Here is a 13,959-nt window from a genome sequence, read left to right as displayed (position 1 = left end):
TTCGATCAAAAGGAGAAAAGCTGAGGTAAACAATTTGCCACCAATCAAGATTAATTCTCGGTAGGCGGCAATATTCCAAGGTTTTGTTTTAGCAGGTCTTTGGCTTGGTCACTCAATAATGCTTCTGCAAGCATTTCTTCTAACGCCAACTCGTCGTAATCACCTGCTTGGAAGGTAAGACTGATCTCACTCATTAAGTTAGCTTCAAAAAGTGTCGCCGAGAGTGGCGAGAGCTCTGAGATCTTAGATATGGATATAGTTTGGTCTTTTACCACTTCGATTATTAAAGAAGGCATTTCCCATATTTTCATTAGCTCAACACTGAGCAACATAGAGCGCTGACTGAGAAATTTCTTAAACACCAATGAATCTTGTTTGAAGTCTGGATGACTTTTTTGAAACGCTTCAACCATAAATTGGAAAATAACGATTTTGCCTAAATCATGCATCAAGCCAATAATATAGGCAGCATCAGCATTCAAATTGCGCGCTTGGGCTAGGGTTTTGGCAAGCACCGCTACCTCTTGGCTATGCAACCAAACTTTTTCTCCAAATGCTTTAAAATAAATCGGTTTTTGATGACATAAGTTTTTTACAAAACCATTTAAAACAAATTCTTTTATATCTTTTGCCCCCATCAACATAAACGCTTTTTGCAGATCGGTGATTTCATTATTTCCACGTTTATAAGCAGGGCTGTTGGCTTTTTTCATCAGCTCGCTTGCAATACTCGGCTCTTGTTCAATCACTTTGATGAATTCAGTCAAGTTAAAGTCGGGATCGTTCAATAAATTAGTTAAGGTCAGCACAGACTGCGGCAGAACTGGGAAATGGGTTAACACGTCTTGCGGATTTTTAAGGGCGTGATTCACCCGAGTTAAGATATATTGTTCTAGTGGATTTAAGGTGGTACTGGTTTCAGATGGCCCTAACAAATAATCGTAGAACAGAAACTCCAAGCGGTTAAATGAAGCAACGCTAAGAGTGATACTTTTTGCAGGTACTGGAATATCAGGTAAATTAGATTCAGCAGGGCTCGCTTGTTTTGTTACTTCCGGTAAGCCACTTTTTGCCGAATCTATAACCGCAGACGTCTTGATTAACGGAGTTTTAACCGCTGGTTTGGGTGTTGAGCGCTTAAACAAGCGAGAGATCAATTTTTCAAACATATTCGAATTTGCAAACCAGTAATTTTGTTTAAGGCCTTGTTCAAGGCCTATTGAAATACACGATAACAACCTGAATCAATTTCTATCTAATATTAGTTAGCAAAAACTTAAAGATAAAAATTGTCGCTAGAATCCTGTTACCTATTCTTTCAAGTCTTTTTGGTCGGTCGTTTCCAACCTTGTATATTTCGCTGTTTGCTCCGAGCAACCGCCAATTCGTGATCATCGACATTAGTATTTACCGTTGAACCAGCGCCTACTGTGGCCATTTTCCCGATCGTCACTGGCGCGACTAGCGCACTATTAGAGCCAATAAACGCGCCGTCTCCAATAATAGTTTTGGATTTATTCACACCGTCATAATTACAAGTAATGGTGCCCGCACCAATATTGGCTCCTTCTCCAACCAGCGTATCGCCTAAATAGGTTAGGTGGTTGGCTTTAGAACCTTTGCCTAATACGGTTTTTTTCATTTCTACGAAATTACCAACCTTAGACTTATCATGCATTACAGCCCCTGGTCTGAGTCGAGCATATGGACCAACACTGCAGCCACTATGCAATTCAGCTTGCTCAATTATAGAGTTCGCTTCTATTACCGAATCATCGCCGATTTGGCAGTCAATCAAAATGCAATTAGGACCAATTTTTACATTATTGCCTAACTCCACTTTGCCTTTAACGATAACATTAACGTCAATGCTGCAATCTATGCCAAATGATAATTTACCACGCAGATCAAAACGATGAGGATCTAAAATATACAAACCTTCCATCAGCAAGTTTTCGGCATTTTCTAGCTGATAAGCACGTTCTATCATCGCTAATTGCTTGCGATTATTAATCCCTTCAACTTCCACCGAACTCGTGGGGTGTGATGCTTTAATCACTTTACCTTCGTTTGCAGCCATCTCGATGACGTCTGTGAGATAAAACTCACCTTGTGCGTTATCACTGTTTAGCGCTGATAACCAACGTTTCAGGTCAGCGCCGCCCATGATCATCATGCCGGTATTAATTTCTTTTATTTGACGTTGAGCATCTGTGGCATCTTTATGTTCTACGATGGCGGTCACATTTTCACCATCTCGAATAATACGTCCCATTCCTGTGGGGTCATCCAATTCAACGGTCAACAGTGCTAGATCTGACTGTTGTTTAACATCAATTAGTTGCTGCAATGTCTGCGCTTTAATTAAAGGCGCATCACCCACCAAGATCAAAACGTCTTCGTCATCTTTAATATGAGGAACCGCTTGCTGAACCGCATGGCCAGTACCCAATTGCTCTGATTGTAAACACCAATTGAGTTGATTATGCGCCAATGCCGATTGCAGTTGCTCGCCACCATGGCCATAAATTAAATGAATGCTTTCAGCGCCCAGCGTGTTCACAGTATCGATAATATGTTGCACCATAGGTTTATCGGCAATGGGGTGAAGTACTTTGGGTAATTTAGACTTCATGCGCGTGCCTTTGCCCGCTGCAAGTACAACTACTGAAAACGTCATTGAGTATCCTTAAATCATAAAATTCTATTTATTCTAACTAAGCTCACTAAAAGGTCTAGTAATATCACACAAAGCATATATTATTTGTTTGGCTAAAACCTGTGCGGATTTTATCCGTAGAAGTATTGGACGCTTATCGTTAAGATGATGTCTTGAAATTAATGAATGGAAATTGGATTTCTTTGAACGCCTTTCGAACTTTACATCGTAGTATTTTAATTTTGTTTGCCGTAGTGGTTATTTCAATAGTAACCCTTGTTCATTTTACAGCGTCAAAAATTGTTGCTGAGCAAAGCCGAGCTCAACAGCAATCCATTTCTCCTGCCATTACTTTAATTATTGATCAGCTTCTTGAACCCCTTCATGTATCCGAAACATTAGCCAAAGCCAAAGAACTCAAAGATTTAATGAAAGACAAAGACATTGATGAAGAAGCAATGTTTTCTATGCTCACAAGACTCGAAAGCGAGTTTGATATGGAGTTTTTTATTGCCAGTGAAAGCAGCCGTATGCAATACAACTCAGACAAGACAAAACTGGCATTAGTCGAAGACAAAGTGGATTGGTATTTTCGCTACAAAGCTGCTCCTAATGACGCTATAGCTGATATTGGTCAATGGCAAGATCCACATTTTTATATCGATTTAAAAGTGTATGACGGTGATGATAACTTTCTCGGCTTTTTTGGGATCAGTAAAAGCCTCGACAGTTTCGTGGAAATTTTTGATCAGTACAAACGCGAATATGGCTACGATTTTATTTTTGTGGACCAAGACAATAATATCGCACTTTCTTCAGATCCTAATTTAATCGTTGAGAATGCCACATTTAAAACCCTTGAAAGTTTAGATTGGTATAAAACGCTAGACATCAGCAAATTACCCGATGGTTCACTGAATAATTTGTTAGTTAAAACCTCCGGTGTAGATGCGCTCATTGCGGAAGTGAAAGTTGAGCCTTTCGGCTGGACTATGTATTTGCTGACGCCTTTGGAAGCAAGACAAACTGAAATTAGCCGTAGTTTTATCATTAGTGTTGTCACGTTGTTGGTGATTATATTTGTATTATTTATGCTGATTTATCACCTGCTGTATTATTTTAAGCAAGACATGCAGAAAAACTTCCAGACCGATCCTCTTACACGTTTGCCGAATCGTAATAAAGTCGAATTACGCTTTGCTGAAATGATGGATAAAGGACTGCAAGTAGGGGTGATTCTGATTGACATTGATCACTTCAAAGCGGTAAATGACACCCACGGCCACAACGCGGGTGACAATGTACTTCGTCAAATCTCAAATATGTTAAGTAATCAGTTACGACACGGTGATGTTGTAGGTCGCTGGGGTGGTGAAGAGTTTGTACTGTTGTTGCCAGACACAAGTCCTGAGCAAGCCTACGAAGTGGCACAAAAGTTACGTGAAAGCATGTCGAATATGACCGCTTCCACCGGCTCAGCTGCAGTTCAAGTAACGGCTAGCTTTGGCGTATCACACACCGACACGCTGCGCCCTCTAACCGAAGTGTTAGGTTATGCAGACGATGCTTTGTATCAGGCCAAACGAGACGGTCGTAACATTGTCAGAATGCAATTATCAAAATCAGAGTAGTAAGTAGTTCCACTTGCTACCTGCTTGTATATTGCTAGGCGAGTTTGAGTCTAAACTTAATCACACCTGTTGTGAGGCTCACTCCGAATAGAATTAATCCTGCGCCCAACAACATGCCTAGAGTTAGCATTTCTTGTAAAAATAACACGCCCCATAACACCCCAAATACTGGCACCAAATACGCAACGGTAATGGCTTTGGATGCACCCACATTAGCAATTAACCGGAAATACAAAATATAGGCAAAACCGGTGCAAACGACACCTAGCACTATCACTTGCACCCACGCATCAAATGATGGCATTTGTTGCGGCCAAAGCATTACGGCAAAGGGAATTAAAGCAAGCGTAGCAAAGACTTGACTGCCAGTTGCTATGGCAAGAGTGTTGATTCCGGTAAGATGTTTTTTGGTGTAACAAGCAGCAATTCCGTAAGCGAATGTTGAGCCTAGCGCCGCCAAAATAGGTAACACAGACAAATGTAAGTCAATTCCAGTACGAACCAAACTGATCACAACCACGCCACTAAAGCCAATAAATAGGCCAAAAACCGACAAGCCTGTTAGTCGTTCCTTCAACCACAAAAAGGCAACAATAGCGCCAAACATTGGGGCGGTAGCATTCAGAATAGAGGCCATGCCAGCCCCCAATAACACGGTACTGTAACTAAACATAACAAAAGGGATGGCAGTGTTAACTAATCCTACAAATAAAATGGGACGCCAATACTGCCTAACAACTGAGACCTTTTTACGAAGAAATAGCAGTGGTAATAAACACAAGGCAGCAATTCCTGTGCGCACTGCGACAAGGGCAAAAGCACCAAACTCTGGTGTGGCAGAACGCATGTACAAAAAGGATGATCCCCAAATTGCACCTAACATCACCAATTCGAATACGTCTTTTAATCTCATTACATCATTTACCTTTGCTCACTCCGATTTAATAACAAGTAGGAGTTATTGACCTTTTTGTTCAAATTCTAATAGCCATGACTTACGTTCTAATCCGCCGGCGTAACCGGTAAGTGTGCCATTTTTGCCAATCACTCGATGACAAGGAACAACGATAGAAAGTGGGTTTTTGCCATTTGCCGCCCCTACAGCTCTAACGGCTTTGGGGTTGTGTAATTGATTGGCTATATCAGCATAACTGCATGTCACACCAAAAGGAATATTTGCTAATGCCTGCCAAACTTGGCGCTGAAAGTCAGTACCTACAGCACCCAAAGGTAATTGAAAACGGGTTAACTTACCTTCGAAATAGGCATTCAATTGAGTTACAGCCTCTTCCGTTATGGGGTTGCCTTGATAAATGTCTTGTTGAGATTCTGAAAAAAATATAGAAACAATACACTGACTATTTGCACAAACTTCTATTTGCCCTATGGGCGTTTCGAGATAACTATAAAATAAATCACTGCTATGCGTCATGCCATGCTCCACAATTGAAAAGTAAGATAGCTCCTCCATGGAGCCGCTGCATCGGGATTTAAAAGGTGTTGTTGAATTTGCTTTTTGATCACCAAATCAGAATCTAACCAGATATCCGGATTGGAAAGCCCGCGCATATTGGCATAAGCCACCGTCCAAGGGCCAATTCCTTTGATACTTTGCCAGTCACTTAACAGCCCATTTTGAACCTGGAACTTGGCAAGATCCCGTAAACACTGTCGGCGTTTGTCAGGGATTTTAAGAAAGCTCAAATCTGACTCGGCAATAGCCTCAGGGGAAGGAAAAAGTCGTTGCTGCTGATAACTTCCGCCAAGTTCATGAGCCAATTGAGAAACCAGATTGACCGCGGCTTTAACTGAAATTTGTTGCCCTAAAATGGCTCGACAAGCAGCCTCAAAAGCACTCCAAACACCAGGAATTCGAATTCCTGGAACAATAATGTCATGGGGTAGCCCGGTGGCCTGCAAACTCGTGTGAATGATATGCGGATCGCAATCCAAATCCAATAAACGCCGGATTTGCATTACCACAGCTTGAAAACAACTCAAATCATTGATGCTGAGCGACACGTCAAAACAATTCTTGGTAGCGTTTAAAGTAGCAGTAAAATGCCCTAGCGCATTGCCATAGGTGAATCCTTTGCTATAACTATTTTCAGTCACGGTTTCTATCTCAGCAATCGCCCGTAGTTTTAAAAAGTCACGTAAATGCGGCCAGTTGTAAGGGGCTCGATACGCCAACTGAATGTGTAATGAGGCTGACTTCATTCCCTGCTCACTACCGTGGGGCGAGGTGATTTTTCTGGCTGCGCTCTTACGAATCTGAGTCGGCGTGAGTTGCAAGTTGGATTGCAGGTTAGCTTGTAACCGACGGGCACTAGTGAAGCCGCTGGCGATAGCTATATCGTCAATCGATAATGTGCTGTTGTGTAATAAATTTTTAGCCATCAATAGCTGGTCAAACAAACGAAACTTTTTAGGTGATATTCCCAGCTTCTTTTGAAACAAATCACGCAGATAGCGATCGCTGACACCCAATTTTTCACAAATATCCTCAACATTTAACTCGGGGTGAGCACGCAGTAATTTGATGCCCCGCTCGAGTGTAGTAGTGGTGCCCTTCCAAGCAAAAGAACCCGGTGCACTATCAGGGCGGCAACGTAAACACGGACGAAAGCCCGCCTGCATTGCCAAAGGTGCCAGTTCATAATATTCGACATTTTGTTCTTTTGGTGAAGGCGCAGGACAAATTGGCCGACAAAATATGCCCGTGCTTTTCACTGCCACATAAAACTGTCCGTCAAATCGAGGGTCACGGGATTTGCGCGCCTGTTGGTATATTTGCTTGGTATTCATAAAGGTTACTTTTAGCCAACTTAGAGCAAGTTTAACCGCAAAAGATCAATAAAACGCGCTGAAAACGGAAGTGATATGAAATTAGTCCCTTATTAGAGTGAATTCATTTCCCTGTTGTTTCAGCCACCTTCAACTAGTATCCTTGTCATGATGAGATGTTTAACGTTAATTGTCCTTTTCTGGTTGACAATAATTGTCTGCCCGCCGGCCTTCGCTGAAGAAGATAGCTGGCTTTACGACTTTGCCTCCAAAACCCAAGCACAAGCTATGAAGCACAATGTGCCTGGTTATATTCTTGTTTTTATTCGTAAAGGCGAACCGGCTAAGGTGATTAGTTATGGTTTGACTGAAAATTTTGGTCAAAAAATTGATACCGATACTGTGTTTAGATTGGCCTCTGTGTCGAAAACATTCGCCGGTGTGTTAATGGCCAAAAAAGTCGCAGAAAAACAGTTTACGTGGCAAACACCGATACTAGAGATTGTGCCCGAATACGGCTTTAATCGGTTAGATCCCAATCCGATAACCCTTGGACATTTGTTAAGCCAGTCCAGTGGATATATCCCCAATGCTTACGACAATTTAATTGAAGCGAATTACTCGTTAAAACGTGTTCTAGGACAGTTAGCGAAATTAGAGCCCTTGTGTTCTCCAGGCAAATGTTACACCTATCAAAATGCATTATTTGGCGTACTTGAAGATTATTACATCAACCATAAAAGTAGTTATGGTAAAGAATTAAGCGAGAGCATTTTTAAACCATTAAAAATGCCGCACGCCAGTACAGGAAGACAAGGTTTACAAAGCTCACCAAAATGGGCAAAACCCCATGTGGCAATCACCCGCTCGAAATGGCGAGAAACCAAAGTTCAAGATGATTATTATCGTTATGGTCCAGCAGCGGGAGTAAACGCCAGTATTGAAGACATGGCGATTTGGGTGCGCGCAATGTTAGGAGAATATCCAGAGGTTATTCCCCCAGAAATAGTTGATACGGTCACCTCAGAAAAAATCAAAACAACACGAGAGTTACGCAGACGAGATTGGCGACGGTTCTTGAAAGATGCCCATTATGGCTTAGGTTGGCGGATTTACGACTTTAAAGGCCACAAATTAAACTATCATGGTGGTTGGGTGAAGGGCTATCGCGCGGACGTGTCTTTTGCACCAGATCAGAAAGTAGGTTACGCGATGCTGATGAATGCCGAATCAAATCTTATCAATAGTTTTACTGCAAAATTCTGGCAGGCTTATTTTGAATCTTATGAAGAAACTCAAAAACTGCAATTGGCAAAACAAACTGGGGGCTAACCGCAGCTTAGCGCTTTACTGACATGCGCTGACAATTGCAAAAACCTTTAATGCAGTGAATTGAGTAAATCACTATCTGCAGTAAAAGCATTTCAGAAATGGGATCATCTAGGTGATGCAAATACACCACCTAGATTTCAATTACGAGGTTTTTAGGTAGGTATAACCTTTCAAACAATTTTCGTAAAAATCCGTCCACTTAACGCCTTCTCTAGGCTTAATTTCACCTTCGGCAATTTTAGCATCAATCAATTTTTTAACGGATTGCGCCATAAAGCTTGGGTTGTATTGCATGATAGATAACACATTATCTACAGACGATCCGGTGACAACTTCTTCGATATAAAAATCGAGAGGGTCATCATCATGACTGAAGATATGCACTTCATTCAAACGACCAAACAAATTGTGCATGTCACCCATTACATCTTGGTACGCTCCGGTGAGGAACATACCTAAATAGTAGTCTTCGTTTTTGTTCAGTTTGTGCATAGGCAATACATCTGAAATACCTTTACCCAATACAAATTGGTCAATTTTACCGTCACTGTCACAGGTTATATCCACCAGCGAACAGTTTACATTTGGTCGCTCATTCATTCTAGAAAGCGGCACAATCGGTAATACTTGATCAATCGCCCATGTATCAGCAGCTGATTGGAATACCGAGAAGTTACACAAATATTGCGATGATAAGTTGTAATCAAGCTCTTGCATCTCTTCAGGAATAAAATCAGCATTTTGCAAACGCTCTTGCAAATTAACCATAATTTGCCAATAAAGGGTTTCGATTTTCGCTAACTCTTCAAAGCTAATAACTCTCAGTTTAAACGCAGATACCGCTTGCTCTTTGTATTGAGAAGCATCGTTGAAAATTTCTTGTAAGTTATCTTGGGTTGACAATAAACGAATTTGGTCTCGCATATTGGTAACTAAAATATGCTCGTGCTCTTCGAAATCAGTTTCCATTTCCGCACTGTTAGAGCGAATTTCACCAACAATTTCTGCCACAACACAACTGTGATGAGCGGTGATAGCTCTACCACTCTCGGTTACTAAAGTTGGGTGAGGCACTTGTTCAAGATCACAAACTTCCTTCATACCAAACACAACGTCTGCTACATATTCAGCAATGGTGTAGTTGCGAGATGAATCATTGGTAGATTTACTGCCGTCGTAATCAATACCAAGTCCACCACCAACATCAACATAATCGAGCTGAAAGCCCATATGGTGTAATTCGGAGTAGATCATCGCACCTTCGCTGATGGCGTCTTTAACGGCGCGAATATCCGTCAACTGACTACCAATATGGAAATGCAGTAGTTTAAAACACTGCCCCATGCCTTGAGCTTCAAGATAACGAGCCGCTTGAATAATCTCGGTATTGGTGAGGCCAAATTTAGCCCGATCACCACCAGAACCTTCCCACTTGCCTTGACCTTTCACGGTCATTTTCGAGCGCAGGCCAATAATCGGCTCAATGTCTAATTCTTTGGCCAGTTTGACTAACAACAAAAGCTCAGAATACTTTTCAATGACGACAATTATTTTGCGTCCAAGTTTACGCGCCATTAATGACAAACGCATAAACTCCTCATCTTTATAACCATTTAAAATGGTTAGTGAGTCTTGGTTGGTGTTGTAGGCTAGAACCGTCAGTAGTTCAGCTTTAGAACCTGCTTCTAAGCCGTAAGCATATTTATTACCCGCATCGACAATCTCTTCCACCACTTCGCGCATTTGGTTAACTTTCACAGGATAAACACCGCGATACTCTCCGCGATAACCAAAATCTTTGATGGTTTTGATGAAAGTTTCATTTAACAACGCAACTTGTGACCGCAGAATGTCGTGAAATCTAAGAACAACAGGAAACTGAATTCCTTCTTCTTTGATCTCTTCAATAACATCTTTGAAATCGATGCGCATTTCAGCATTCGTTACATCAGGGGTAACATGCAAATTTCCGTTAGGACCAATCTCAAAATAGCCGCTACTCCAGCGCTTAACGCCGTACAACTTCTCTGCGTCTTCAATTGTCCAGTTATCGGGTTTGCTCATTTATTTGCTCCGAGGTTTGCCAATATTTGTAAAAAGGGGCAATTCAAAAGGAATTGCCCCATTCTAATATTGCTCAAACAACTTAAATTCATTGTTAATTGCCAGCATTATACTTTGCTGATGATCTAAAAGTGTACTATTTATTTGGGTTGATATTGAAAAATATCATCTAGGTGACATTCAAACACTTCAGCCATTTTAAAGGCAACTTCCAAAGAAGGGGAATACTTGCCTTTTTCGATCGCCATAATGGTTTGTCTGGTCACCCCAACTTTGTCCGCTAGCGCTTGTTGCGTCATTTCGTTAGCAAAAAAGCGCTTTTCACGTATGCGATTAGTAATAGGTATGTCTGCCACCCTAATATCCTCTACGATAATTAAACAAGGTGACAGAAAATCGAGCGACTTCAGACAAAATGAAACTAAACATCAATATATGCGCAGTTAACAGTGGAATTTGCATAGAACTATAGTGGTCGGCAAATTCAGGATTATATTCAACTGTAATTATTCGTCCAAGGGTAAAAACTACGCCGACCACCAAAATGGTATAGCCAACTTGATTACCGCGATATTCAAACAGTTTGTCTCTTTCGTCAGCGCCCATTTCAGCTGCTTTATGATTGGTGGCTGCCAACATGCTGTGCAGCACTATTTCTACCAATACACTAAGACCAATAGCTTGAATCAGTAAATCTTTGGCACTTTCTTTAGCCTCTTCAATCGGGATACCAGTGAGCATCACAATGCTATAAAAGTAGTAACCAAATATACAAATTGTGCTGACTAATGAAATCCAATGACTTTTCTCTTTAAATGACATGTCCATGCAAGTTCCTCCCAACTAAGCTGGAAGAAATGTATACCTAAACAAACTCAATGTCAAAAATTATTAACATAGAGTAAACATTCAAAGACCTAAAGTTACTTTTTCTAGCTATTCAGTACCAATATCTTCATTCCATAATTCGGGAGATTCAGTAATAAATTGCTCCATCAGTTGAATGCATTCTGGATCCTGCAGAACTTCTAGCTCAACACCTCTGCGTTTAAGCAATTGCTCTTCACCAATAAAGGTTTGATTTTCACCAATGATAATTTTAGGAATTTCATACAACAGAATTGCCCCTGAACACATTGAACAGGGTGACAATGTTGTATACAAAATGCACTCACGGTATACACTTGCAGGTTGTCGCCCAGCATTTTCGAAGGCATCCATCTCACCGTGTAAAATGGGACTACCAGATTGCACTCTGCGATTATGTCCACGACCAATGATTTGGTTTTGATAAACAATAACTGAACCAATAGGGATACCGCCTTCCTGTTTGCCTTTGATAGCTTCATCAATGGCTGCTCGCATGAATATGTCCAATTTGCTCTCCCATTATGGTTAGTTTCGCGCACTTAATGTTAGCAAGGAGGTTAGCTGTTTAGCCTTACAATTAATCTGTCTCCCTGCTTTATTTCACCAATCTAGCATAAATTGATACACTGCTAGTGTATAGTTTTGAAGCATTCATTTAACGTCGTATCAACGCTCAATTTCCATGTATTTTAAGTTTCCAATATCCCTGTCATTGATGCGCAATAAATTCGCTATATAAATTACTGAACAATAACAAGATCCATCTAAAGTGATGTTGTTATTTATCTGCAGTTAAACGCCAAAAGGATAACAAAAGCAATGAAAATTCTTGTAGACACCCACTCACACACCATCGCCAGCACACATGCATATAGCACCGTTCATGATTATTTTGTGCAAGCTAAAGTGAAAGGGTTACAAATGTTTTCATTAACCGATCATGGACCTGAAATGCCTGACTCGCCTCACCCTTGGCACTTTGGAAATCGTAATGTGATACCACGAATTGTCGATGGAATAGCCTGTCTTAAAGGCATTGAGGCAAATATATTGCCACCTGAAGGGGGGTTAGATGTGCCAAATGGTATGAAACCTTACTTAGACTTTGTTATTGCGAGTTTCCATGAACCGGTATTCGCACCAGCGAGTAAAACCATCAACACCAAAGCACTAATAAACACTATTGCCGGTGGAGACTGCCAGATAATCGGTCATCCGGGCAACCCAAACTTTCCGATAAACTACGAAGAAGTAATTATTGCGGCCAAGGAACATAATGTTGTACTGGAGATAAATAACAGCTCCTTCACTCATTCACGGCAAGGCAGCGAACCTAATTGCGTTCGCATTCTGGAACTAATAGATAAGCATGATTGGAAAGTTGTATTTTCAAGTGATGCGCATATCGCTTTTGATTTAGGTAATTACGAAAAGAGTATTGGTCATGCGCAATCAATTAATTTTCCCATTGAACGAATTGTAAATCGTGATGCAAAAACCTATTTGGCTTTTTTAGCCGAACATAAACGCCCAGTAGCCGACGAGTTGTCTCAGTGGTGCGCAAATCTCTAACTAGCAGCAAGTATCCCTAAGCTATGCGTCGCTCCAACGCATAGCCACATCACACCTTTGATAACTCTTACCGTATTTATCCATAATCAACGCATCATGTGTGAAGCCATTTTTTTCATACAAATGAATGGCGGCTTCGCATTTGGCATTGGTTAATAAAAATAGGCAGTCGATAGGCAATAGTTTCGCTTGGGCGATGACATGCTGAAGCAATTTTTCACCTACTTTTAAACCGCGGGCGTTCTCCAACACGCCCATCTTAGTCAGTTCGAATGCGCCATCTCCTTTATTTAATAATGCGCAAGCGCCAACGACACCTAATTGGGAATGCTTAGCAAACCAAATTTTGCCTCCCTTATCGATAATGTTTTCCTGAGGTTGACCCAATACTTGTTTGTCGACATCTTCAAGCACAAACATGCTTTTTATCCATTGGCTGTTAATTTGCTCAAAAAATGGCGCTAAATCCGGTTCAAAATCTAAAAAAGTGAGGCTGTTTTCTAACATAGTTGTATCCACGATATTGGTGTTTTGGGAGGTATTTAATGGCTCAAAATGATCTTTGCTGCGCTCAAGTAACGAGCGTTTATCAAGGGCTTTTTCGAAAGTCTGCAATGAAGCGTAAAAGTGATTTTCAAACTCACTGCATAAATCTTTGGCCGCTTTATCAACGGCCGCCCATACAGGTCGCATTTCCGCGACTTTTTGATGCCCTAGCGTTGATAAGCTCAGTACTCTTTTTCTTGAGTCTTCAGTGTCTAACTGAATCTCAATTAATTTTTTAGATTCTAACTGTCGACTGAATTGACTCAGGGCTGGTTGAGTTAATCCCAGCAAATTAGCAGCTTCTACTACGCTTACTTGCTTTTTTCGATCTAATAAAGCCAGCAAAGTAAACCATTTGGGCTGAATGTTCATATCAAAATGCTGATACACCGCGGCAGCATCTGCCATCATTCGTTCACTGACTCGTTTTAAGCGACTGCCTAACGCCAGTTCACCTAATTCATTTAGAAAATCTTTGTTCATACGCACCTCTATATA

Annotated in this window: 13 protein-coding genes; 3 read left to right on the top strand and 10 right to left on the bottom strand. The window is 41.0% G+C overall.

The genetic code is table 11. From position 1 onward, the window contains the following. Positions 1 to 50 precede the first annotated feature (50 nt). Entirely contained in the window at positions 51 to 1,169 is a 1,119-nt protein-coding gene (locus Q4567_RS10865; RefSeq protein ID WP_216048621.1) for an HDOD domain-containing protein, read from the bottom strand. A gap of 149 nt (positions 1,170 to 1,318) precedes the next feature. Then, complete coding sequence (gene glmU, locus Q4567_RS10860) at positions 1,319 to 2,680, bottom strand: bifunctional UDP-N-acetylglucosamine diphosphorylase/glucosamine-1-phosphate N-acetyltransferase GlmU (RefSeq protein ID WP_216048620.1); 1,362 nt, start codon at positions 2,678 to 2,680, stop codon at positions 1,319 to 1,321. A 182-nt stretch (positions 2,681 to 2,862) separates the two neighbouring features. Between glmU and Q4567_RS10855 the strand changes: the two genes are divergently transcribed. Further along, positions 2,863 to 4,290, top strand: a complete 1,428-nt coding sequence (locus tag Q4567_RS10855; protein ID WP_216048732.1) for a sensor domain-containing diguanylate cyclase — start codon at positions 2,863 to 2,865, stop codon at positions 4,288 to 4,290. Positions 4,291 to 4,324: 34 nt separating this feature from the next. On the opposite strand, the gene Q4567_RS10850 is transcribed toward Q4567_RS10855, so the two are convergent. The 3 genes from Q4567_RS10850 to Q4567_RS10840 are packed head-to-tail and all read right to left on the bottom strand — an operon-like array spanning position 4,325 to position 7,098. Next, positions 4,325 to 5,203: a DMT family transporter gene (locus Q4567_RS10850; protein ID WP_216048619.1), complete on the bottom strand. Its 879-nt coding sequence runs from the start codon at positions 5,201 to 5,203 to the stop codon at positions 4,325 to 4,327. Positions 5,204 to 5,248: 45 nt separating this feature from the next. Next, entirely contained in the window at positions 5,249 to 5,722 is a 474-nt protein-coding gene (locus Q4567_RS10845; RefSeq protein ID WP_303500373.1) for a methylated-DNA--[protein]-cysteine S-methyltransferase, read from the bottom strand. Beyond that, a complete protein-coding gene (locus Q4567_RS10840) occupies positions 5,719 to 7,098 on the bottom strand; it encodes an AlkA N-terminal domain-containing protein (RefSeq protein WP_303500371.1) in 1,380 nt (459 codons plus the stop codon). Before Q4567_RS10840 ends, Q4567_RS10845 begins: the two co-directional genes overlap by 4 nt. 147 nt (positions 7,099 to 7,245) lie before the next feature. On the opposite strand from Q4567_RS10840, the gene Q4567_RS10835 reads away from it, so the two are divergent. After that, positions 7,246 to 8,409 carry a serine hydrolase gene (locus tag Q4567_RS10835; RefSeq protein WP_216048616.1) on the top strand — a complete coding sequence of 388 codons (1,164 nt, stop codon included), beginning with the start codon at positions 7,246 to 7,248 and terminating at the stop codon, positions 8,407 to 8,409. 141 nt (positions 8,410 to 8,550) lie between these two features. Here Q4567_RS10835 and speA read toward each other — a convergent pair whose 3' ends face one another. The 4 genes from speA to Q4567_RS10815 form a co-directional block, all read right to left on the bottom strand. Further along, a complete protein-coding gene (gene speA / locus Q4567_RS10830; protein WP_216048615.1) occupies positions 8,551 to 10,473 on the bottom strand; it encodes a biosynthetic arginine decarboxylase in 1,923 nt (640 codons plus the stop codon). Between the two features lie 140 nt (positions 10,474 to 10,613). Continuing rightward, positions 10,614 to 10,829, bottom strand: coding sequence for a helix-turn-helix transcriptional regulator (locus Q4567_RS10825; protein WP_216048614.1), 216 nt, complete (start codon positions 10,827 to 10,829; stop codon positions 10,614 to 10,616). 1 nt (position 10,830) lies between these two features. Beyond that, positions 10,831 to 11,301 carry a hypothetical protein gene (locus Q4567_RS10820; RefSeq protein WP_303500368.1) on the bottom strand — a complete coding sequence of 157 codons (471 nt, stop codon included), beginning with the start codon at positions 11,299 to 11,301 and terminating at the stop codon, positions 10,831 to 10,833. Between the two features lie 108 nt (positions 11,302 to 11,409). Then, positions 11,410 to 11,850 carry a nucleoside deaminase gene (locus Q4567_RS10815; protein ID WP_216048612.1) on the bottom strand — a complete coding sequence of 147 codons (441 nt, stop codon included), beginning with the start codon at positions 11,848 to 11,850 and terminating at the stop codon, positions 11,410 to 11,412. Between the two features lie 312 nt (positions 11,851 to 12,162). On the opposite strand from Q4567_RS10815, the gene Q4567_RS10810 reads away from it, so the two are divergent. Next, positions 12,163 to 12,915 carry a phosphatase gene (locus Q4567_RS10810; protein WP_216048611.1) on the top strand — a complete coding sequence of 251 codons (753 nt, stop codon included), beginning with the start codon at positions 12,163 to 12,165 and terminating at the stop codon, positions 12,913 to 12,915. Between the two features lie 21 nt (positions 12,916 to 12,936). On the opposite strand, the gene Q4567_RS10805 is transcribed toward Q4567_RS10810, so the two are convergent. Continuing rightward, positions 12,937 to 13,944 carry a bifunctional helix-turn-helix transcriptional regulator/GNAT family N-acetyltransferase gene (locus Q4567_RS10805; protein ID WP_216048610.1) on the bottom strand — a complete coding sequence of 336 codons (1,008 nt, stop codon included), beginning with the start codon at positions 13,942 to 13,944 and terminating at the stop codon, positions 12,937 to 12,939. Positions 13,945 to 13,959: the final 15 nt, after the last annotated feature.

It is taken from the genome of Aliiglaciecola sp. 2_MG-2023 (assembly GCF_030548145.1).
Lineage (GTDB): Bacteria > Pseudomonadota > Gammaproteobacteria > Enterobacterales > Alteromonadaceae > Aliiglaciecola > Aliiglaciecola lipolytica_A.
Note: the sequence above shows the minus strand (reverse complement) of the source record. Positions and strands in the feature narration are given on the sequence as shown.

Coding starts and splice junctions, on each gene's coding strand:
- Q4567_RS10865 (WP_216048621.1), bottom strand. CDS start 1,169: ATGTTTGAAAAATTGATCTCTCGCTTGTTTAAGCGCTCAACACCCAAA.
- glmU (WP_216048620.1), bottom strand. CDS start 2,680: ATGACGTTTTCAGTAGTTGTACTTGCAGCGGGCAAAGGCACGCGCATG.
- Q4567_RS10850 (WP_216048619.1), bottom strand. CDS start 5,203: ATGAGATTAAAAGACGTATTCGAATTGGTGATGTTAGGTGCAATTTGG.
- Q4567_RS10845 (WP_303500373.1), bottom strand. CDS start 5,722: ATGACGCATAGCAGTGATTTATTTTATAGTTATCTCGAAACGCCCATA.
- Q4567_RS10840 (WP_303500371.1), bottom strand. CDS start 7,098: ATGAATACCAAGCAAATATACCAACAGGCGCGCAAATCCCGTGACCCT.
- Q4567_RS10835 (WP_216048616.1), top strand. CDS start 7,246: ATGATGAGATGTTTAACGTTAATTGTCCTTTTCTGGTTGACAATAATT.
- speA (WP_216048615.1), bottom strand. CDS start 10,473: ATGAGCAAACCCGATAACTGGACAATTGAAGACGCAGAGAAGTTGTAC.
- Q4567_RS10820 (WP_303500368.1), bottom strand. CDS start 11,301: ATGGACATGTCATTTAAAGAGAAAAGTCATTGGATTTCATTAGTCAGC.
- Q4567_RS10810 (WP_216048611.1), top strand. CDS start 12,163: ATGAAAATTCTTGTAGACACCCACTCACACACCATCGCCAGCACACAT.
- Q4567_RS10805 (WP_216048610.1), bottom strand. CDS start 13,944: ATGAACAAAGATTTTCTAAATGAATTAGGTGAACTGGCGTTAGGCAGT.